This window comes from Mycoplasma bradburyae (genome assembly GCF_024339025.1).
GTDB lineage: Bacteria > Bacillota_I > Bacilli_A > Mycoplasmatales > Mycoplasmoidaceae > Mycoplasmoides > Mycoplasmoides bradburyae.
The window spans coordinates 233304-257810 of record NZ_CP101415.1; the positions used below are offsets into that span (position 1 = coordinate 233304).

Genomic DNA, 24507 nt, shown 5'->3' on the forward strand with positions numbered 1-24507 from the left:
TATACTATTTTGTTTTAATCTAAACGTTATATCCGGAGTAAATTCGTGAAAAAAAATTCACCATTTCATAATACTGAGTATTCGCCTAGAGTAGTTAGAAGAAACTATTCAAAAGTTCATAACAACTATACCCCTTCAAATTTACCAGGGATTCAAGTAAATGCTTATAAGCAATTCCTTGAAAAAGAATTAGAAGAAATCATTGGATCATACTTTCCAATTAAATCGCCAAATGGAAAGTATTCTGTGGAATTCCATGGAATGAAAATTTTAGATCCAGAAAGAACTAAAGAAGAAGCAAGCGCTGAATCTAAGACATACGAAGCTAGTTTGTATGTAAATTTATCTTTAATCAACCATCAAACTGGAACTGTTAAAAAAATTAATAAAAAATCATCTAAGTCAAATGCTGAAGGGATTTTCTTTTCTAACATCCCGTTAATGACTGAAAACGGCGCTTTTATTGTCAACGGGATTGAGAAATTCGTTGTAGCTCAAATAGTTAGATCGCCAGGTGCTTACATTTTAAATAAATCTCAAGTTAAGTTATCTAACTCAAGAAAACGTAACCAAGAAGGTTATATTTGTGAAGTATTCCCTTCTAAAGGTACTTTAATGTTATTCTATATTGCTGAAAACAAGGACTTTGTTCAAGCGGTAGTTAGAGATGTTGGTGGTGAAAGTGCTAAAGTATTTTCGATCACTACTTTACTTAAAGCTTTTGGTTTAAGTGAAATCAAGATTAAAGAAATCTTTAAAAACAATGACTATATCTTAAGATCATTAGAATCAGAGTTTTATAATGAAAAACAAATTTTAAATGAACCAGATATTGCTCAATTAATTCGCGATGTAGAAACTGATCGTATTGCAAAAGTTAAATCTTTACCAATCGATCAAAAATGAAAGAATCTAGTTTTAGATTGATACAAATTAAATCAAGAAAAACAAGAATTAATTAATTCTAAAAATCCTAATCCTGCAAAACTAGAATCACTAGATACTCACATCGGTGTGGTTTTAAGAAAATTAATTTGCGAAAAAGCTGCTAAACACGTAATTCAAGAACTATCAATTTCAACTAGAAGTCTTGATAACGTTTCACAAAAAGAAGAAATTTCATACCAATCTATCTTATTACAACATTTCTTCCAAAAGAAACGTTACGATTTATCATCAGCTGGTAGACATAAGTTCGTTCGTAAATTAAGAATTTCAGAACGTTTATACCAAAGAACAATTGCTCAGGATATCTGTGATTTAGATGGTAATGTTGTAATTAAGCAAGGAACATTAATGCTTAAAGAACAAATTGATTTGTTCAAACGCTTATCTAAAGAAAAACGTCTGAATATTATCCGTGAAATTGACTTTGTAAATCCTGAATTAAACACTAGATTTACAGATGTAAATACTTATGAAGAAGTTGAAATTTACATCAATAACGACTTAAGAGATGAAACAACTCAAATTATTGGTATCGATGGTTCTAATGATTCAATCGAAACATTAACTTTAGCTGATTTAATCTCGATCATTTCATACATAATTAACCTACCTCACAATATCGGTTTATATGATGATATTGATCACTTAGGTAATAAACGTTTAAAATTAATCAACGAATTGTTGAAATCTAAAGTTCAAACAGGAATGATGCGTATTGAAAAATACATTAAGGATAAGCTTCAAATCGCTGATGGTAATAACAAGATTACTGAAACTGATTTAGATGGATCTGAAATTATTCCTGAAAAGAATAATGAATTAACAGTTAAATCAGTAATTAACCCTAAACCATTCCAAATTGTTATTAAAGATTTCTTTAATACTCACCAATTAACGCAATTTTTAGATCAACAAAACCCGTTATCAGAATTAACAAATAAAAGAAGAATTTCAGCAATGGGTCCTGGTGGGATTTCAAGAGAAGACCCTAACCTAGATATCCGTGACGTTCACTACTCACACTACGGTAGAATTTGTCCGATTGAAACGCCTGAAGGTATGAACATCGGGTTGATTATGTCGCTTGCGTTCTATGCAACTATTGATAAGAATGGGTTCTTAATGACTCCTTATCTAAAAGTCGAAGACGGTAAGATTACTGACAAAGTTGAACATTTAACAGCTCTAAGAGAAGACGAATATATTATTGCTGAAGCTTCTTCTTATATGGATGTTGATAAAGATGGATCAATTAACAACGATAAAATTATCGCTAGATATCGTTCATCTCAAGATTTATACAGTCCTAAACAAGTTGATTACATTGATGTATCACCTAAACAAGTAGTATCAGTTGCTGCTTCATTAATTCCATTCTTAGAAAACGATGACTCATCTCGTGCTTTAATGGGTGCGAACATGCAACGTCAAGCAACGCCTTTATTAAAACCTTATTCTCCATTAGTAGGTACTGGTGTAGAATATAAGATAGCTCAAGACTCTGGAATGTTAGTTACTGCTAAAAATCCAGGTGTTGTTACTTATGTTGATGCTCACAAAATCGTTGTTAAAGAAGATGACGGTAAGTTAGCTAACTACAACTTATTGAAGTTTATTAAATCTAATAAGAATACTTGTTACAACCAATCACCTATTGTAAGTGTTGGTGATAGAGTAAGCGCTCATCAAGCTTTAGCTGATGGACCTTCAATGAAGAATGGTGAAATCGCATTAGGTCAAAACGTTTTAGTAGGATTTACTACATGAAGTGGTTATAACTACGAAGATGCTGTAATTATTTCAGACCGTCTATTTAAAGAAGATGTATATACATCAATTAATATTGATGAATACGTGATTCAATGTTTAAGAACTAAGAATGGTGATGAAGAAATTACCAGAGATATTCCAAACGTTTCAGAATCAGCTAAACGATACCTAGATGAAGAAGGTATCATCATGGTTGGTGCTGATGTTAAAGAAGGTGACATCTTAGTAGGTAAAACTTCTCCAAAAGGACAAGTTGAATCAAGCCCTGAAGAAAAACTAATTCAAGCAATCTTAGGTGATAAAGTTAAACAAGTACGCGAATCATCATTAAAAGTTCCTAATGGTGGTGATGGTATTGTTGCTGGTATCAAACGTTTTAGTATTGCTAATGGTGATGAATTAGATGATGACGTTTTAGAATTAGTTAAAGTTTATGTAGTTCAAAAACGTAAAATTCAAATCGGTGATAAAGTGGCTGGTCGTCACGGTAACAAAGGGATTATTTCTAAGATTGTTCCTCAAGAAGACATGCCTCATTTAGAAGATGGTACTCCACTTGATATCTTGCTAAACCCATTAGGGGTTCCTAGCCGTATGAACATTGGGCAAATTTTCGAATTACACTTAGGTTATGCTGCTAGAGAATTAGCTAAAAAACGTTTAGTTGAAGCTTGTTTTGATACTAAATTAGCTGATGAGTTACACAAAATTTTTGGGTTAGAAAAATCTAAGACAGATACACTGATCAAAATCCTAAAACAACATATGGAATCGGTTGGTGTTAGTGATGCTAAACAAGCTCAAGATCGTGTTAAGACAATCGATATTGATATTGCTTTGAAACAAATCGGTCTAACTTATGATGATTTAGCATTTAAGATCGCTACACCTGTATTCGAAGGTGTTAACATGGACGATTTAAAAGCGATTATGTCAGAAGCTGGAATCGATCCAATTAAAACTGAAGGTAAGTTTAAACTGATTGATGGAAGAACTGGTGAACCGTTTGAAAAACCAATTTCTATCGGAATCATGTACATGTTAAAACTAGACCACATGGTTGATGATAAGATTCACGCAAGAGCAGTAGGTCCTTATTCAAAAATTACCCAACAACCTCTTGGAGGTAAATCACAAAACGGTGGTCAAAGATTTGGGGAAATGGAAGTATGGGCATTGCAAGCCTATGGTGCTGCTCATAACTTAAGAGAAATTTTAACAATTAAATCTGATGATGTTAGAGGTAGAAACCTAACATACAACGCAATTGTTAAAGGTTTAAGTATTCCAGAACCAGGTGTTCCAGAATCGTTTAAACTATTAACTAAAGAACTTCAAGGTTTAGGTATGACATTGAATGTGTTATACGACGATGACTCAATCGAAAACATTAATAATATCTCAGTTGTTGATGAGAGTATAGAACCAAAAGTACAAGAAGTTGAATTTGAATCATTCACTTTAGATGACGACAACGACGATAACTTCTAATAAACAACAAAGATAATTTTTATGGATAAAATGACTAAAAAAAATAAAACTAAACGCATTCGTGGGTTACAAATCTCAATCGCATCTGCTGAAGAGATGAGATCTTGATCACACGGTGAAGTTAAAAAGCCAGAAACAATCAACTATAAATCATTAAAACCTGAAACAGACGGTTTATTTGATGAAGCAATTTTTGGTCCAGTTAAAGACTTCGAATGTGCTTGTGGTAAGTATAAGAAAATTAAACACCGTGGTCGTACTTGTGAAAAGTGTGGAGTAGAAATTACTGAAGCGATTGTAAGAAGAGAGCGTATGGGTCATATCGATCTAACAGTTCCAGTTGCTCACATTTGAATGACTAAAGAACTTCCTTCGCCTTCAAAAATTTCATTAGTTTTAGATGTATCTTACAAAGAAGTTGAAGAGGTAGTTTATTTTGTAAACTATATCGTTTTAAATCCTGGTAACTCAAAAAATCCAGTATTCAAATTTAAAGAAGTTGTCGATCTATCTGGTAAAGGTTCTAAGTCTGCAAGAATTAAATTGCGTAAAGTTTTACGTGAAATTAAAGATAAATTACAAAAACAAAGAGCTGAACTTGAAAAAGAGAATTTACAAAAAGGTAAAACTCAAAAAGAAAACGACCAAGACAACAAACTGTGATTCGAATACAAGAGAGCTTCTGAATACTACAACAGACTGAAAGAATCACACCTACCTTTCTCAATTGATGAAGTAGCTAAATTCATCGAAACTCACGCAGGGATTAGATTAGGAATCGGAGCTGAAGCGATCTTAGAATTACTAGAAGGTGTAGATCTTCAAAAAGAATATGATGCTATTAATGATGAATTAAAAACATATTCTAGAGATCTAAAAACTGAAAAAGAAGATCAAAAAGTAAAAAGAGCATTAAGACGTCTTGAAACAATCAGATGATTAAAAGAATCTGGAATTAAAGCGTCTAATATGATCTTGCAAGTAATTCCGGTTACTCCCCCAGATACAAGACCGATCATTCAATTAGATGGTGCTAGATTCACTACGAGTGATATCAATAATTTTTATAGAAGAATTATTATTCGTAATGAACGTCTAAAGAAGATTATTGAATTAAAAGCTCCTTCTGTAATTCTTAATAACGAAAAGAGAATGTTACAAGAAGTTGTTGATGCTTTATTCGACAATTCTTCAAGAAAAAAACCGATTACTGCTAAAGATAAGCGTCCATTAAAATCATTAACTGATCGCTTAAAAGGTAAACAAGGTTTATTCAGACAAAACCTATTAGGTAAACGTGTAGACTACTCAGGTCGTTCGGTTATTGTAATTGGTCCAGAACTTAAAATGTATGAAGTTGGGATTCCGGCTCCAATGATTTTAAAGTTATTCAAACCATTTATTATACGCGAATTAATTCGCCGTTTTAATGATGACGGACAAGAAATCAAACCAATAGCGCCAAACATTAAGATTGCTGAACAAATGATTGCTCAAAAATCTGAAAGAATTTGGGAAATTGTTGAAAAAGTAATTAAAGAAAGACCTGTATTACTTAACCGTGCTCCAACATTACACAGATTAGGGATTCAAGCATTCGAACCTAAGATTGTTGATGGTAAAGCGATTAGACTACACCCATTAGTAACAACTGCTTTTAACGCTGACTTTGACGGTGACCAGATGGCTGTTCACGTACCAATTTCAAAAGAAGCTGTAGCTGAAGCTAGAGCTATTATGTTAGCTTCTTGACATATCTTAGGTCCTAAGGATGGTAAACCAGTTGCTACTCCTACTCAAGATATGGTGTTAGGTAATTACTACTTAACAACTGAAAAACGTGATCAAAAAGGTGAAGGTTTAATTTTCTCTAACTATGATCAGGTAGTTTTAGCTTACGAATCTGGTAGAGCTTCAATCCATGCATTAATTGGTTTGTCAACTAAATGCATGCCTAAAAAACCATTTGAAAAACAAGGTATTTTAATTACTACAGTTGGTAAGGCAATTATGAACTCAATCATGCCTGAAGAAATGCCTTTCTTAAATGATGGTGATAATCTACTTAAAATTGATGAATCAAACATCGTTTTACCAGGTGAAAATTTCAAGGAAAAACTAGCTAAACGTCCGATTTACAAACCATTTGGCAAAAAGACTGTATCTAAGATTATTGAAATTCTTTATAAGAATTTCAAATTGGAAAAAGTTCCTGAAATTCTTGATAAAATTAAGGAATTTGGTTTCAAATACTCAACATTATCATCAACAACAATTTCAGTATTTGATATTCCAAGATATGACGATAAACTAAAATACATTAAAGAAGCTGATCAAGAAATCACTCGTTTAAAACATATGTATCAAAAAGGTTTATTAACCGATGATGAAAGATATACAAGAGTAATTCGTCTATGATCTGAAGTTAAGGATAATGTATCAGATGATATTAAGAAGATTATTACTAGACCAGAATATAAAGATAACTCAATTGTAGTTATCGCTGACTCTGGAGCTCGTGGTAATATCTCAAACTTCACCCAATTGTTCGGGATGCGTGGTCTGATGTCTAAATCATATAACTATGACCAAAAGATTAAATCTCAAGTAATTCGTGATACTATTGAAGTTCCGATTAAACACTCGTTTATAGAAGGTTTAACAATTAATGAATACTTCAACTCATCATATGGTGCGAGAAAAGGTATGACCGATATTGCGATGAAAACATCTAAATCAGGTTATATGACTCGTAAGTTAGTTGATGCTGCTCAAGAAGTTATTATTAATGATTCTGACTGTAACACTGATAAAGGTATTACTGTATCATCAATCTATAATTCACTTGATGGTGGTATTGTTGAAACATTAGCTGAAAGAATAGTTACTCGTTACACAATCGACCCTATTTATGATGAAAAAACTAACGAAATGTTAGTAGGTGCTGATTGTTTAATTACTAGTGAAATTGCTGAAAAAATCGCTAAAGCAAATGTTACAAAAGCATTAATTCGTTCTCCTATTTATTGTCAATCAATAAAAGGATTATGTCAAAAATGTTTCGGTAACGACTTGACAACTAATGATTTAGTTCAAGTAGGTACAGCTATTGGGGTAATAGCAGCTCAATCAATCGGTGAACCTGGTACTCAATTAACAATGAGAACGTTCCATACCGGTGGTACTGCGAATGAAGGTAACATTACTCAAGGTTTTGAAAGATTAAAACAAATCTTTGATGTTGTATCTCCTAAAGAATGGGAATTAGCAATTATTGCTGAAAATGAAGGTGTAGTAGAATCAATAACTTCTGACGAATCTTCAAGAATCATTCGCGTTAAAACAAAACTTGAAGACGAAGAATACCGCGTTCCGTTTGACGCAGTGATCCGTGTAGAACAAAATCAAGAAGTATATCCTGGAATGAAACTAACTGAAGGATCAATTGATATTAAACATCTATTAAGAGTTTCAGGTATTGAAGCGGTGAGACAATACTTTTTAGAAGAAGTTCAAAAAGTATACCGTTTACAAGGTATTGAAATTGCTGATAAATACATCGAAGTAACTATTAGACAATTAACAAATAAATTGCAAGTAATTGATGTCGGAGATTCTAATTACTTTGTTGGTCAAACTGTTGATATCAACCACTTTAGAAAAGAAGTTAGTAACATGTTAATTGCTAACAAACGTCCTCCTGTTGCGATTAATCAAGTGTTCGGTTTAGATGAAGCGCCTTCTAAAACAGGTTCATTCTTATCAGCAGCTTCATTCCAAGATACTAAGAAAATCTTGACAGACGCAGCTGTTAAGAGTCAAATTGACTATTTACTAGGTCTTAAAGAAAATGTTATTTTAGGTAACTTAATTCCAGCTGGTACAGGCTTTATGTCGTCTGAAGAGATTATTAAAGCTGGAGAAGAAGCTCTTAAAAAAGAATATTAGAAAACATTACAAATCCATAAATATTAATATATTTATGGGTTTTTGTTTTAATTTCGAATTACAAAACAAGTGCTATAATCATATTTATTAATATCTGTATTTCAAGGTTTTATTAATGAACAAAAAAGCAAAGCTGATCGTCTCTTTTGGACTTAGTATGTCTTTAATTGGTTCAGTCGCTCTAGGTGCAGGGATCACTCTTTATCAAAAACATACTCAAGCAAAAAACAAAGATCAAAGCGAAGAAATAAGTCCAGATCAACCAATCACTTCGATTCAAACAAATGGTACAATCGACGATAAGATAACTCAAGAAGCAAGCTATAAGGCAGTTGAAACTAATGAATCTGCTTTGAATTTAATTAACAAAAGTGAATTAGCTCATAATACTGATCTGTATTTAGCTAGTCATAGTATTCAACCTGAATTAGATAGTCTAGCTGCTCGAAAAGTAAATAGGTCAAATAAAAAGATCATTGAGGCCGATGTTTCAAGCTATTTTATTGATTTATTCAATCGAAATGACAAAAAATTTAGTGTTTATAAAAATTTATTGTTAGTTAAAACTGCTGGTAGTTCAGAATACTTATCAGTATCAATTAGTGCTTCTTATTACATTAAGAACGATTCAGAAAAACAAAGAGAAGTTTGAATTAATAACAGAAAATTCAGTATTAATTCAAAAACAACACTTGAGCTTTTAGTTTATACAGATAAAAACCCTTCTTTCTTAAAAAAAGCAACAGTTTTTTTAGATGATAACAACCGACTTAATTGATCGATGGATCGCGTTTATTTCACATTAAGATCAATCGATGGTAGCTATACCGAAAATTGAAGCCTAGATAACTTAGTGTTTAATAAAAACAATCCATCATTAAATGTTAATCTAAGAAATATCAAACGCGGATATACTGAATATGATGCTATTAAAAATTTTGTTGGTGAAAATAAGAAGCTTAATGCTAGTCTTAATGAAAGTATTTTAAAAGATTCATTAAGAAGAAATTATGAAGATCAATTCAATTTAGCTAAACAATATGCAGGATATATCTATCACATAAGTAAGTGAATGATCCAAAATCGTTCAGAACCATTTAATGTTTCCAAATTTATTGTTGATAATGCAAGTACTATTAGTGAAGTATTAATTTATACTCTAGAACAAACACTAAAGAATGACAAAGTTAAAATTCTTAAATCGTTGATTTATGATTTATTAACTTCTTCTTCAGCAAACAATAAATCAAAAACCTTATTCCGAATCGTTCTTGATTATAAAGATCGTATTATTAATTTCTTATCAGAATCTAATTTAGTTAATATCACTCCGTATAGAAGTTTGATTGATAACTTTTTTAATTCAATTACTGAAACCAATCCTAAGCGCGCTGAGAACGAATTAAGAGATAAAATTATCGATTTCTTACCAACAATTAAAGAATTAATCAAAGAAGATAGCCCCTTTGCGCCATACTTAGATTTATTATCAAAAATTTTAAAAAGTCCAAAACCTTATTTTATCGATTCGATTATAAAAGATCCAGTTGTCTTTAACGTAATTTTAGATTTTGCTTATAATAGTTTTTCTTCAAGTTTAGACATTAGGTTAAAAGAAGCTTTTGATTTAAGTAAACAAGCAATATATTCATTATTAATGGATAATAATACAAAATCTTTCAACGATATTTTAATAAACTTTTTTAATAACGATTTTCAAGTTATTTTTGCGATTCTAAACTTTTTTAATATCAAGATTGATATAAATAATCCAGCAACTAAATTTTTATTTGATAACTTTGTATTTAATAATGATTCATTAAAAGATCAAAAAGGATTAGAAAATGTCGTTTCGATTTTAAGTGATCTAATTGAATTGATAAGTCCAGAAAATTTAAGTAAGATTACTTTTATTCCGCTTAATAACAACCAAACTAATAGAATTGAATTCATTTCAACTTTTGATGAATTAAAGATTGCGAACTTAAGTTATGGTTATTCGTTGAATTTTAATAATTTAGCAATTAAAAATTCAACAATTAAAAAGATTATAAACTTAATTCCAACATCAGCAACATTCCAAAGTTTCATTGATCGCTATGTTACTCAAGCAGCAATCAATGACGCAGCAGATAAAGCTGTTGAAGAAGCTAAAAAAGCTAGTGGATTAGGAGTTGCTATTTATGGTAATCAAAACCTTAAGAATGAGGTTGTTCGAAATATCAATACCCTTAAAGATCAACTTGCTAAAACTAATATAAAACAATTAGTTACCGAACTTTTATTCGGTAAGTTAAATTTTGATGATGAAGGTGATTTTATCAATCTTAATGGATCGATTGATATTTCTATCAAAGGTAATAATATCCAAGTTTTACCTTATTACGAACAAAATAATGGTAAGACGTTATTCAATTATCAATTACTAGGTATTACTAAAGAAATTAATTTAGCCAACCTAGTTAATAATTCGCAATTAATTAAAGATAATTACGAGAATTCTAATCAAGTAATTCAATACCAAAATTTATCAAAGAAATTATTTGCTGTTACTCGATCATTCTTCAATTCACTTAAAGAAACTTTAAATCATCAACCTATAAGAATTATCGATAATTTAGTATTAGATTTTAGTAACAAGATTTATCTTGATCAATCAATTGAAACGAATAAGATAGTTAAAAATGCTTATGATCCTAAGTTGTTAATTCGTGACCAAACTACAAAACCTGGTTTAGAGATTTCTAAACAAGATGCTACAGCTAATTGAAATACAACAGACAATAACAACATTATCATTGATCAACAATTATCTAATAAATTTAATAACTTAATTCATCCGATTGGTATTCAAAATCGATACTTAATTAAATCGATCAAACCTTTCAGTACGGGAGAATTGAAAGCTTCATTAGGTTTGAATTTTAATCTTACTGTGATATTATTCCCTGTGACAATTCCATTAAACTTAAAGATTGGTATTGAACAAAGAATTTTATCTTATGATTTAATTGCTCCATACAATGTAGCTGACGATCTTGACAATAACAATGTGGTGTTTGTTAATAAAGTTTCTAAACATTGAGAAAATACATTGTTTAAAATTGGTGCTTAAAGCCAAGTAAAATCAATATCATATTATTGCGATAAATAGCAAAACAAATTATAATTAGTTATTAAAACTAATTATTTTTTTATCTAAACAATAATTACAATAAAATGAATCGACCAAATAAAAATAAGAAAAACAAAACCGAATTAATTCCTGTAAAAGGGATAGATTTAGACGACTTATTATCAGAAGAAATATCAGTTTTAGATAGATTTGATAATAAAAATAAAAAACCTCAATTATTGTTGGAAGATTCTAAATCAAAACAAGAAGATAAAAAAAATAAATCGTTATCTTTAGTTAAAAAAACAAAAAAACCTAAAGTTAAATTAGTTACTGATCCAAGAATATTAAAAAAAAGATCAAAGTTTTTAACAATTGGTGTAAGTTTAATTGGTTTTGGGATAGCAGGGCCACTGTTGTCGTTTGCTATCTTAAAACAAGTTGATAAAAAAAATCAAGAATCTAGTAACATTAAAAGAAAAGATAACACAATTGATACACTTAAACCGACTGAACCAAAATTTAAATTTGATGATAGTTTACCTAAATTTTATAATTCATATCTAGTTAATAAACGTTCAGAAGTTAATGGTGTTAGTCTTACTAATAAAACTAACCCAGTTAATTTACCGATTGAATCTTACCAGATTCACGGTAAATTAATTGAATTATTAACCAACCAAGTTAAGTTTAATTACTCTTGATTATATTCAGATATTGCTTATTTCATAAGAAAAACTTATGATAATAATTCTGCGTTCTTTACACCTGTTGGCATTAATAAAGTTAATATCACCAAATCGTCTGATAACAACCCGCTACATGTTAATATTAATGGGCAATTTACTTTTAGAAATCAATCAGATCAAGCAAGAACTTTTGTTTTTTGATACTTTAATAAAAAATATGAACAACTAATTGATGGAAACGCAGAAGTATCATTGAGTTTTCAAACACAAAGCTCATCTAATGATGTTAATCCATTAACTCAACCTAACTATATTGGTACGGTTGATTCAGGTAATTTAGCTCCTGGTTATGGTTATATTAATGCTGTAGTTACTAAAGATTTGTTTTATAACTACTATTTAAATTGAAATGTTTCTAACCTAAAATTAGAAATTAATAATAATAGCTATCAATTTGCTAACTTCATATTTAATAATAATGTTCCGTCAATGAACGTTATATTAACAAGAACAGCTCCTGGTAAGAACCCATACGAGGCTGCTAATGATTTAGTTGGAAAAAATAAATTATTGAATCGTGATCTGACTCCAAGTCAGTTATCTAAAAATCTTAAATCTTATTTTAGAGATAAATACTTTAGTCAGTTAGAAACTTTTAAATTAATCCATGATATTATCCAATGATTAATTGATAATAAAGATAGTAATAAAAAAGCTTATCAATTATTATCAGATAAGGCCGCTTCTTTTGCGCGTTTATTTAGTTTCCATTTTTCTGGGCTGAATATTAGTTATGCTGATCAAAGAAATGCAATTGAGAAGTTGATTGTTGATGCATTAACTTCAAACACTACCATCCCGGGATCTAAGAATGTTTATGAAGTTTTATATGACAATATAAATGCTTTTAAATTAATTCTTAATACTTATTTCTTAGATATCTCAGCATATGAAAATATCTTTGATTCTTTAACTAAAGATATTCATTCTGCTTTTGACTTTTATCAAAGATTCTATGAAACTATTCCTATTTTAAGAAAGCTGATTTCGAACTATCCAACTAAAATTAAATATTTCAATATTATTGAAAGAATTTTAGGTTACCGTGATGACGCTGGAAATTTAATTCCTACACCAAAATTTGAGACTTATTTAGTTAATATTGTTTTTGAATCAAAGAATTTATTTAATGATATTTATGATCAATTATTAAATATTGTTAATGGTAAATTTGGTGGTACGAGTGATGAAGCTAGCGCTAATAATTACAATGATCAAAACAATCAGATTGCTAATAGTTTCCCTCCTTTATTCAAATACATATTCATAAAAAAACGAGATACTTTTATCAAATTAATAACTCAATCTACTAACTATTTTGATGAATTAATTACGTTATTTTCAGCGAACAATTTCGATTTTTTATTTGGTATTTTAGATACATTTGGTTTAAATATCAAAAATATTGATACATTCCTAAAAACATCCTTAGATATAATTTTATTTAAAAATCCAGAGTTATTATCTCGCGAAAAACTGAAAGCAAAAATTCTCAACTTATTCACTTGAATTGCTCGTTCTCTAGAACAACAAAACATTAATAAAATTAAGTTTAATTATTACAAACCTGAGAATTTAGAAAACCTAGAATTAATAGAAACAGAAAATAGTCTAAAAGTTAAGAAATTAGACGTTGGATTCAAATTTGAAATTAATGAATTTGATATCCCTTATGGTTTGCTATCAGCGTTATTTGATTTTCTACCTAATATTAAAATTATTGATTTTTTGAAGTTTCTAGTTGATGATAAAAGATATGCTGAATTAAAAGAAAAGGCGTTCCAACAAGCAATTAAAGATGGATATAAAGATCTTTTATCAGCAGCTGGTGTTTTATCGTTTAAATGGGTTGGTGATCCTGCTAAAAATTTCTTTTCAGAAGTTTTTGATAATATTTGAAATAACCAAGTGATCAGCGGGATTAGAGATAATGGAAGAACGATTAGAGATCTAGCTAATGAAATTTTTTCAGGAACTAACAATAATAATCCTAATAGTTCAATTATCACTTTTAAAGGTGTCGGTTATTTAAAATGATATGGTGAAAATGTTGATGTACTACCTTATTTTAAGGTATTACCTTCAAACACTAATGAAACGCAGATAGCTTATCAGTTATACAATGTTGATTTTGAAAATGATTTTAGGGATATTTATCAAAAAATAGAACTACATTTCCCTAAATATCAATACAACAGACCGTCAATACCGTTTAGTGATATATCTAAAAAAGTATATGAATCAATTTTTAATACCGTTCAAGACACTTTAAATTTATCAATTAACCGTAAATATAAAGCTAAAACAAGAATTGTTTTACCAGGTGATACTGGTATTAAAGCTAATCTAATTCTTGATGAAACTAATCCTTATGAGCATGTAGCTTTATTTACTTATAATGCTAATTTGTCGATTGTTAATAATTTTGATAGATCAAGCGAACAAATTAAACGTAGAATTCGTGAACAAGTATTAAGAATCACTAATCGTCGATCACACAAAAAAGGTCTTTTACGCGATCCTGATACTCTTGAAACAAGAATCGATGATGAATCATTAAAATTATTAGATTCATTAATTGAAGTAAAAGGTGTCGATAAAAAATGAATTGTTCGAGCTAGTCGTTCGTTAAGTACGATATCAAAACCTAACGAATTAAATTTATCAACTAATTTTACTTATGGTGCAATTACTAAAAAAGTTCCCATTGATGTTGCTTATGAAGCATTCTTGACCTCATTTTCTTACCGAGTGATGGTGCCATATCCGATTCTTGATATGACCAATCCAAATGCTCCTACATTTAAATTAAAAGCTGAAATTAGTCACTTAATTTTTAGTATTGAATTATTCGGTGTAGGTGAATAAAATTTTAATAAGTTATAATACAAAAGATAAACTATAATAATAGTCAATTGATTACAAATTAATAAGATAAATGGCACCGTATCAAACAGATTTATTTGATTTCGATGATCAAGATCCTTCTGATATATTCTTTCAAACAGATGAACAAAGTTTTTTTGATGAAGATGAGGAATTTGGCTTCGATAATGTCAATAAAAATCATAAATTCAAAAAGAATATTAACTACGATAAACAAGATTTAAGAACATTAGATATTAATCGTACTAAGAATCGTTATTTTGATAAATTAGTTCAATCAACCAAGTCATATAATTTCATTGGTATCTGAGTGAATGTAGTTTATCTTATTACGTTCGTTTTATTTATGGTCTTTTTTGGGCTGAATAATTTTAGCTTCAAACACTCTGAATCTAACTATATTGCAATTAGCTTATTCTTATCATTAGCTTTCGGAATTATCAGTTATCTTACTGGGTTGTTTATGTATGGCTTTATTAAGATGCATAATAAACGTATTAAGTTATCACTAACTGAACGAGCTTTGGATTATTTCATCTTATTTAAAAAAGCCTATGTTTCTTATTTCTTAATTGGGTGAATTCCTTTAGTAGGTATTATTATTGGGGTATCAACGCATATTGTGTTGCAAAACTCTGATGACTCTGACATTAAAGATCTTAATTTGTGATACCAAGAATCAATTAGTGATTTATTAATTGATGTTAATGGTTACGAAGATACGGTAAGACAATTAGAAACTCAAAAAGAATACTTAGATCAAGAAATTCAAAAAATTAACCAAGAAAAACAAATTCTTGATCGCAAGAAAAATGAATTGGCGTTGATTCCGATGCAGTCAGCTCCGAATTTCAAAAATTCTCGTCAATTAGTTAATTATGTTGAAAATTCAGGAATGCTTTCAGCTTCTTTAATAAATGAAGTTAAAACAGCCATTACTAAATTACGCGAAGAGAGAAGAAAACTGCGCAAAGAAAACAGAAGACTTCGTGAGTTATTACAAAGAGTTAATGTAACTAATGATCAACCATTATTATTAACTTCATCAATCAACTATTCAACAAGAGAGTTTGAAGACGAACGAGAAATGTCAAATAGACAACCTCAGTCAAGACAATTAGTGACATTCCAACAAACCGATGATAATCAACAGAATCGAAGAAGAGATAACCGCCGACCTGTCGAAATCGGACAAACTAAAAAAGAAAATAGTAACAAAAACAAATCTAAAGCTCCTGTAATCGTTAAAAAGAATAAGCAAATTACATATAAAATTAAATTGACTAAAAAAGATCAAGAAATCAAGAAAGACAAGGATGATATTGATATGTCTAAACAAAATGATTTACTTGATTTAGTAAGTTCAATGGATTACAGTTCTGATCAACCAACTCTAAGTTTTGATAATTTGTTTAATATCGAAGCAGATGATGTCGTAGAAAGTCGCTCTTCAAAAACTAACAATAAAGCTAAGAAAAAAAACACGGGATCTAACCAAACAATTAACAAGAACCAAAATTCTGTTAAAAGAGCAACTGTTAATTAATTAAAATATCAACTAATTTAAAAATAAATGAAATGGCTAGGGGTGTAGTTCAATGGTAGAACTAGGGTCTCCAAAACCTTCGATGCGGGTTCGATTCCTGTCACCCCTGCCATTAATCGAAAATTAAAATATCTTTTATGCTTTCTTTAAAGCAATAAGAGATATTTTTTTATATAATCTTAATGCTGCAGTTGGTTGCTGTTTAATAAACAGAGGAAAGTCCATGCTCGCACAAGCTGTGATGCTTGTAGTGTTTGTGTAAATAGATAAAAAATAAAATTTAGCACATTAGAATTAGTGTGACGGCGAAACTTTTGCTAAGTTGTTTATCAATATGTAACAAGTTTTATAACGTGCCACAGAGACGAGTTGATTTCGAAAGAATCAATATGAAACGCGGTAAACCCCTCAAGCGAGAAACCTAAATTTGGTAAGGGAACTAATAAGTAAGAAACAGAATTACTTAGAAGAATAAAATACATTATTTTATTAGATAAATAACCAACCTCGACAGAACATGGCTTATCGCAGCAAAATAATCAATCCGACCAAGTATTTGGTGGGATTTTTTATTTAATAGATGCTATAATAATTAAGAATAACAGAGGTACCTCTTTTATCTTTGATAAAAGAAGTTGAGAAATACTCTTAATAGCTGATCTGGTTAATACCAGCGTAGCGAGTTATATAATCTCAAGTGCCTCCTTATTTAAATTTGATTTAAAAAGGAGATTTTTTTATGTTCAAAACAACCACAAAGTTGTTTTTGGTAATAAGTTCATTTTTATTCTGTTCTAGTTTTGTTGCTTCTTGTTATGATTCTAAAAAAGATGAAGCATTAACATTAAGACTAGATTTAAAAATTGATCATGATTCTAATTCGGTTTTACCGAATTATTTAAAGAAATTAGCTGACAAAGTTACAGAAAAAACTAATAAAAAAGTTAATGTTGTATCAAGTCTTACATCAGACGGTAATACAAGTGTTGATCGCGTTAAATCTAATTTAACTGATTTAGCATTTGTTTCGTCTTCATCTATTAAAAAAAGTGATGTGCAAACAGTCCCTAAATTGCAAACATTAACAAGAGCATTTAAATACGATAACAGCCCAGATTTCTATGAAGCTAACACTTTAGGTGATAAAGCTAAGAAAACAAGTGATTTATTCAATGAAATAGCTTATAAAGATTGAACTGATCAAAACAGGATGTGGGATGGAAATAAATATGAATATTTCTACGGACCTGCTAATGATTTAATTAGTTTTTATCGCGGAATGATTTTAATTGGTGGTGATGAAACTACCTTAATGGGAATTAAAAAAGCTTGAACTGAAAAAAACTGAGATGCGTTCTCTGCGTTCGGAATAGGCGGCGGTAAAATGTCTTCTAATGGTAAGTATATCTACCCAATGAATTTATTAAAGAAACACTTTAATAATAAGAGTCTAACTATTCCAAATTATCAATCTGTTAAAGGTAGAGAAATTGGGAATAACAAAGAAGTTCATATAGTATTTGATGATATGAACTCATTTGCTTGAACACAAAACAAAAACAAAACAACGCCTTATTATACTTTTGATGTATCTAAGCCTGAAGAAAAAGTAGAGATTTTATATTTCACTGACCCTGCATTGTATGATATCGGAATTTTTAACAACAGATTGCCATCTGATATTATTAATGCTTTAAGTGAAAGTATTGTTGAACTTGCTAAGAATAACGAAGATCCATACGGACCTACTGTTGGTTACAATGGTTATAGAGTTATTAATGACGCAAATACTGAAGTATATCAATTCCAAGACAAAGCTAAGGTTAATTAATGGATAAAACTAATTACATAAAATTTTCGGGCGTTTCTATTAAACATAAAAAATATAAAGATTTTAGCGTTGATAATATCAATTTTGAATTATATGGTTCGGAAGTTTTGATGTTAATTGGTAAATCGGGTGCTGGTAAAACAACTCTATTAAACTCCATTACTAATAATAAACTTGTTTCTAATGGTCAGATTATTTTTAACGATCAGAATTTATTGTCCTTAAACAAAAACAAAATCAGAAAAATATCAAGATCATTCGGTTTCCTTGATCAAGTCCCTAATTTGATATTAGAAGATTATGTTTATGAAAATATTACAAGAAACATCAAAAAGAAATGATGATGCCAAATATTCAATTTTACACCATTATCTGTACTAAATAAAGTAGAACAAGTTTTAGCGAAATTAGGTCTATCAGACCATATTAATAAATTAGTTAAAGACCTGTCAGGAGGACAGAAACAAAGAGTCGAGATTGCTAAGATATTTTTTCAAAAACCAAAGTTATTGATTATCGATGAGCCAACCACGGGATTAGATTATTTAAATTCTGAAATTGTTATCAAAGAAATTATTGCCTTATCTAAAGAATTTAATGCTCCTGTAATTATATCCATTCACGATCTTGAGATAGTAAAAAAATTCGCTCATAAGATATTAATTATTCAAAACAAAACAGCCAATTTGATTAGCAATTCTGACGACTTAAATATCGAAGAAATAAAAAGAAAATATGACACAGAATAATTTTTTAAGATTATTAAAAATTAACAAATTTACCGTACTTTTTGCACTTTTTTTAATTTTATGCATAATTTCTGTTGTCATTATAAACGTTAATATTAATGTTAATGGATGAGAAGTTTTTAAAACGAATTTTGCAAGTCTATTTAACCAATCTGAAATCAACAAATCTGCGTTATTAAAAAAATCCTTTGAATATTTATGAACTACAATAAAATACACAACAGCAGGAACGTTGATTGGTTTTAGTTTAGGTTGCTTTGTTGGATATTTATCCGCACTCAAAATAACAAACAATATAACAGCATGGGTAATTAAATTAGTGATCATCTTTTTTAGATCATTCCCTGTTGTTATTTTTATTAATCTATTTAACACCTCATTTAATTCGAATTTATCAGCAATAATTATTATTGCTTGATTTTCTATGTTGTGAGGTGCTAAATATATTGCTGATTACATTGAAAATAGTAATATTGCACAATTCCAAAAATTTGTAGATCGTTCACAAAACAAAATCAGTTCATTTTTTAATAATATCTACATTGATATCAAATCAAAGATTCTAGTTTTATTTGCATATTCATTAGAATCTAATTTTCGATGAACAACAATTTTATCAGCAGTAGGTTTAATTGGTTTTGGACAGTTAATTAATGATCCGATATCAATCGATAATAACTTTTCATCTACATTAATTCCATTAATTGTTTTAATGACTTTTTTATTGATGAATGAAGGAATTTTATATTTATTTGAAAACTACTTTATAGCTAGAAAATCTTATTCAAAAGAAAAGAATTTAAATAAGCTATTAATGATTAAAAAAATCATTATTTATTTATTCTTTTTAATCATCATTGGATTCAGTTTATATTCGTTGTTTTCAATAAGACTAAAAGTTAATAATTTATCAATTTTTACCGACTTTTTTGAACGTTTATTTAATTTTAATACAAGTTTTTTTGCAACAAAAACTTTTAGTGAAAATCCGTTTTTAATCATAATAGAATTAACACTTCAATCAATCCTAATTTTATGTATAGTTTTTGTATTTAGTTTATTATTCGCAACACTATGTTCTAATCTTGTAAATAAATATGTATCAATATTTTTCAAGGGATTCTTTTTAGTTATCAGAACAATCCCTATTATCATTATTTTTAGATTATTCAATCCGTTGTTCAACTCAGGAGTTTCAACAATAGTTGTGGTCGGATCGCTTTATATTTCAACATCAATAACTAAGAAAGTATATGTATTAATAAACTCATTAAACTGATCATTAGTAACAAGCATGAAAACTAAGTTATATACAAATTATGAAATCATAAGATTGTATATTCTACCGTCTATTAGAAAAGATCTAGTTACAGTATATTTACTTGAATTTGAGTCAATCCTAAGGTTATTAATCACTCTAGGAGCTTATGGTACTTCAGTAATAGGTCAATTGATAGATATCTACATTTATCGAAGTAATATTGAGAATTTAGGTACCTATGTATTGAGTATAATGTTCTATTTCCAGATAATTGATCTATTATCGATTGCTATTAGGTATAAAAAAAATATATTTTTTTATACTAAGTAGGTAATAAAAATGAACGACAAAGAAAATAAAGAACTATCGAAGTTCAGAAGGAATAGAATGATATTATCAATCACAATTATTTTGGTTATTGTGGTGATAATTATTTTAAGCATTCTTTCAGTTACCGTTTTTAAAAAAAATTAATTTATGAGTTTCAAAAAAAATTTAACTTCTTCTAAAGAAGCTAATATTTCTGACTGATATACTGAAGTAATTAGTAAGGGTGATCTAATCCATTATTCAAATATTAAAGGGTTTATGTCATTTCTTCCTAATGGTTGAAAGATCTGACAACAAATAAGACAAGAATTAACTAGAGAATTTGAAAAAAGAGGAATTCTAGAACTTTGCTTACCATCATTAATAAGCCATAACGATTTTTTATTAGAAAAAAAACATCTAGAAGGTTTTGCTCCAGAACTATTTTTAGTTACTAAAACAAGCAATGAAAATGAGAAGTATGTTTTAAAACCAACTTCTGAAATTTCATTTTGTAATTTATGACGTGAAACATTGCGAAATTACCGTCAATTACCGATAAAACACAATCAATGAACTAGCGTTTTTAGAGTTGAAAAAAACACTCGTCCATTCCTTAGAAATAGTGAATTTTTCTGACACGAAATTCACAGTTGTTTTGAAACTGAAGAACAATCAAACGACTTCGCATTAAACATTTGAAATCTTTACCAAGATTTTATTAAAAATGTTTTATGCATTCCATTAGTGGCTGGAGAAAAAACTGAAGTAGAAAAATTTGCCGGCGCTAAAACTACTTACACAGTTGAAACAATTATGCCTGATGGTCAAGCATTACAAAGCGCAACATCACATAACTTATCGCAAAACTTCTCTAAAGCGTTTGATATCAAATACCAAACTAAAAACAATGATTACCAACATGTTTATACGATGTCAGCTGGTATATCAACAAGAATTATCGGTGCTATCATAATGACTCACGGGGATGATGATGGTTTAGTCTTCCCAACTACTGTAGCGCCTTATCACATTTCTCTAAATTGTATTTTTGATAATACAAACGAAGAATTATTATCTAAATTAAACGAATTAAACGAAAAATTATCGAAAAAATACCGTGTTCATTTAGATTTATCAAAAGATTCTACTGGTGAAAAAATTAAGAACTCGCAACAACGTGGAGATTGTTGTATCTTAATGATGGGTCCAAACGATTTAAAGAAAAATGAAATTGTTTTTATGGATCGCATTAGCAAACAAAAACAATTTATCAGTCTTGACAATTTAGACAAAATAATAGAAGATTTATTCGGTTCGTTTGATAAAAAACTTTACGAAAAAGCTCAAGCAGTTTTTGAAACGAAAGTTGATACCGCTAAAACATTTGATGAATTCAAAGAAAAAATCGAATCCGGTAAATTCGTAAAAGTTTATTATTGTGATGAAGAACAATACGAAAAAGAAATTAAAGAAAAGACTAAAGCTTCGTCAAGATGTATTATCAAACGTTTAGATGATAAAACTAATGAAAAATGTTTTATCTCCAATAAACAAGCAAAAGTTGAAATATATTTTGCTCGTTCTTATTAAGAAATATTCTTACTTATATAAAGTATAAATATCAAACGAATTTATTTAAGATTAAATAAAAACTATTGATATATAAAATAACATATAATAAGCAAAAATATGGGTTATATTTAAGTTAGGTCGTTATTATAAGATCTAACCTATTCAAAATCCATATTTTTGCTTTTTTAAAATTCAACAACAATAATTATAAACAATTTTTCTTCCTTTTAGCAAAGTAAAGACATATCTTGAATAGAAAACTTAAAAATATCTGGAGATCATTCTATGAATAAACAAATGATAAATGATGCTAAGAAATATTTAAAAAGATATGAATTTTTTAGAAAACGAATCGATAATAGTGAAATTATAAAAAGTGTATTTAACCAAGATTTTAGTGAAGATAATTCATCAGATATGTTATCTTATATTCAATTAGTTGAAACATCTTTAAAACAACTTAAAAAAGAAGAAAAAAATATACTAATTGATGTTTTCTTAAAAAGAAAACATAGAACTGAGTTTAATTACAGTTGTGCGAGTTTTTATAGATTATTAAATAGAGCTTGCTCAAATTTCTTTTATTCGATGGGAATTATGTATCAAACTAACCCATGTTAATTACTAATCATATTATCTTTGATAGTAATAATAAACCAATTATCATCAATAAAGAAGATACGTGATGAAAACTAATACCTTTAAAAGATAAAAATTCAAAGATCCTTTTTGATGATAACGGAAATCCGATCTATTTCAGAGCATCATTAAATTTTCAAAACACATGATCGGATAAAAATAACATCCATTTAAATTTCGAGGTAATAATTGAAAATGATTCAATTCTGCCTCCCAACTTTGTTCAGAGTAATGTTTCAATTGCTGGAACAATATATCCAACATTAATTGATTTAGTTAATGAAGAGGATAATTTCAAAACTAAAAAAGCGATAATAAAAGTTGTTGTTCCTATTGAAAAAATTACTACCGAAAAATTTGAAGAAGGTATAGAATTACCGGTCGTAATTGATTTTTACCTGCAAAAAGATATCCTAGATGGAATTAAAGATTCATTAGAATCTAATGCTCTTAGGTTATTAATCGAAAATTTAAAAAATTCTAGAATTACAACTAAAATTAAGTTCAATAATTACCTATTTTTTAAGAAAAGAAGAGGTGAAAAAGAGGTTGATTCTTCATACGAAAATTCTGAAAAAAGAAAATTAAGTTGATACCAACCTAACTATACGCATCTGAGTGATTTAGATCAGATTAAGGAATTAATTACTTTAAATATAAATTCAGTTGTAACTGTATTTAATTACAAAATCTCTTTCCGATATTCTTCTTCTGTTAACGGATCGCCAAAAAGCTTTAATATTTCAGAGAGAAGTCAAATAACATATCCTCCCAATACAGATATTAAATTTGGTTTAGAGAGTAATTACATATACGACACAAATACTAATGAAATTTTAGATAGAGGAATAAACAATCATTATTTCTTTTTACCGAATGGTGGTGAAGGTTTGTATTCTGTACAAATAAGTTTATTAATTAATAAAGTCAAGTACGATCTTGAAGCTGCTAATACATTTAGTTATTTCTCTTGGTTAGATAACCAAAGTAAACTTGATTTTATTGATATTTTTCCGAAGGTTATTAAATCTATAGGTTCATACGCAATAGTTGAATAATGAATAAAATTTATAAAAAAATAGTGATTGGTTTATTTTCATCTTTTCTGTTTTTTGGTACTGTTGGGTTGGCGGTAGCTACTTATTTTTCGAGCACAAAAACTATTAAAAAAGATGAAGGGAAAATTGAAGGTAAGAATAAAATAGAAAATAATGAAGATAATAAAAATCAAATTCTTCCAAGTCTTAAAAAATATCCTTTAGAAAATTCGATAGATTCAAATAAATATTATTACTATTATGTTGAAATTTACAAATATCTTTATAAGATAAGTGATTTAGATTCTTTAATTAACTATCGTGATTATTTAAATCAAAATAACAATGATCGACCTTTTAGTGGATTTGATGTTAATCTATTCAAAAGAAATATTAAGAAATGAGTTTATCAAGCTATAAGGTCATCGCCAAAATTTCGCAATAACAATGATGATATTTTTATAAATATTGATTATTATATTGAGAACCCTAGCAGATCAATAAGTATCAATGCTGTTTGATCATTTAAAAAAGCTTTAACGTACAAAAATAAAACTGTTAAATTTTGAGATCAGTTTGTTTTAAGAGTAAAAGATAAATTGACTATCGATAATGAATAATTGTCAATTTATTTTTAAATTGATATACTAATA

12 protein-coding genes, 1 tRNA gene, 1 other RNA gene and 1 riboswitch are annotated in these 24507 nt (G+C 28.7%); all 14 genes read left to right on the top strand.

The window, feature by feature from the left end; genetic code table 4:
- Nucleotides 1-45: 45 nt before the first annotated feature.
- The 14 genes from rpoB to NMG77_RS01075 all read left to right on the top strand — a co-directional run bounded on the left by rpoB (nucleotide 46) and on the right by NMG77_RS01075 (nucleotide 24474).
- The gene (gene rpoB / locus NMG77_RS01010; RefSeq protein ID WP_255045950.1) at nucleotides 46-4209 is read left to right on the top strand and encodes a DNA-directed RNA polymerase subunit beta; all 4164 of its coding nucleotides are present in this window, start codon (nucleotides 46-48) and stop codon (nucleotides 4207-4209) included.
- 30 nt (nucleotides 4210-4239) lie between these two features.
- Nucleotides 4240-8157 (top strand): DNA-directed RNA polymerase subunit beta', encoded by a 3918-nt coding sequence (gene rpoC, locus NMG77_RS01015; RefSeq protein WP_255034848.1) that lies wholly within the window; start codon nucleotides 4240-4242, stop codon nucleotides 8155-8157.
- A 115-nt stretch (nucleotides 8158-8272) separates the two neighbouring features.
- Complete coding sequence (locus tag NMG77_RS01020; protein ID WP_255034849.1) at nucleotides 8273-11272, top strand: P116 family lipid acquisition surface protein; 3000 nt, start codon at nucleotides 8273-8275, stop codon at nucleotides 11270-11272.
- A 104-nt stretch (nucleotides 11273-11376) separates the two neighbouring features.
- Nucleotides 11377-14889 carry a P116 family lipid acquisition surface protein gene (locus NMG77_RS01025; RefSeq protein ID WP_255045951.1) on the top strand — a complete coding sequence of 1171 codons (3513 nt, stop codon included), beginning with the start codon at nucleotides 11377-11379 and terminating at the stop codon, nucleotides 14887-14889.
- A gap of 70 nt (nucleotides 14890-14959) precedes the next feature.
- A complete protein-coding gene (locus NMG77_RS01030) occupies nucleotides 14960-16453 on the top strand; it encodes a hypothetical protein (RefSeq protein WP_255034851.1) in 1494 nt (497 codons plus the stop codon).
- 38 nt (nucleotides 16454-16491) lie between these two features.
- Nucleotides 16492-16565 (top strand) — tRNA-Trp (locus NMG77_RS01035).
- A gap of 71 nt (nucleotides 16566-16636) precedes the next feature.
- Nucleotides 16637-16983: RNase P RNA component class B (rnpB, locus tag NMG77_RS01040), an RNA gene on the top strand.
- A 63-nt stretch (nucleotides 16984-17046) separates the two neighbouring features.
- A riboswitch (TPP riboswitch) is annotated at nucleotides 17047-17152 on the top strand.
- Nucleotides 17153-17192: 40 nt separating this feature from the next.
- Nucleotides 17193-18284 (top strand): ABC transporter thiamine pyrophosphate-binding lipoprotein p37/Cypl, encoded by a 1092-nt coding sequence (gene cypl, locus NMG77_RS01045; RefSeq protein ID WP_255045952.1) that lies wholly within the window; start codon nucleotides 17193-17195, stop codon nucleotides 18282-18284.
- On the top strand, nucleotides 18284-19033 hold the full coding sequence (locus NMG77_RS01050) for an ATP-binding cassette domain-containing protein (RefSeq protein ID WP_255034853.1): 750 nt from the start codon (nucleotides 18284-18286) through the stop codon (nucleotides 19031-19033). The genes cypl and NMG77_RS01050 overlap by 1 nt, the downstream gene beginning before the upstream one ends.
- A complete protein-coding gene (locus NMG77_RS01055; protein ID WP_255045953.1) occupies nucleotides 19020-20624 on the top strand; it encodes an ABC transporter permease in 1605 nt (534 codons plus the stop codon). The genes NMG77_RS01050 and NMG77_RS01055 overlap by 14 nt, the downstream gene beginning before the upstream one ends.
- Before the next feature lie 147 nt (nucleotides 20625-20771).
- Nucleotides 20772-22196: a proline--tRNA ligase gene (gene proS / locus NMG77_RS01060; RefSeq protein WP_255045954.1), complete on the top strand. Its 1425-nt coding sequence runs from the start codon at nucleotides 20772-20774 to the stop codon at nucleotides 22194-22196.
- A 267-nt stretch (nucleotides 22197-22463) separates the two neighbouring features.
- Nucleotides 22464-22799, top strand: a complete 336-nt coding sequence (locus tag NMG77_RS01065; RefSeq protein ID WP_255034856.1) for an MG284/MPN403 family protein — start codon at nucleotides 22464-22466, stop codon at nucleotides 22797-22799.
- The gene (locus NMG77_RS01070) at nucleotides 22793-23875 is read left to right on the top strand and encodes a DUF5443 family protein (protein ID WP_255034857.1); all 1083 of its coding nucleotides are present in this window, start codon (nucleotides 22793-22795) and stop codon (nucleotides 23873-23875) included. Before NMG77_RS01065 ends, NMG77_RS01070 begins: the two co-directional genes overlap by 7 nt.
- Nucleotides 23875-24474, top strand: a complete 600-nt coding sequence (locus tag NMG77_RS01075; RefSeq protein WP_255034858.1) for a DUF5452 domain-containing protein — start codon at nucleotides 23875-23877, stop codon at nucleotides 24472-24474. Before NMG77_RS01070 ends, NMG77_RS01075 begins: the two co-directional genes overlap by 1 nt.
- Nucleotides 24475-24507: the final 33 nt, after the last annotated feature.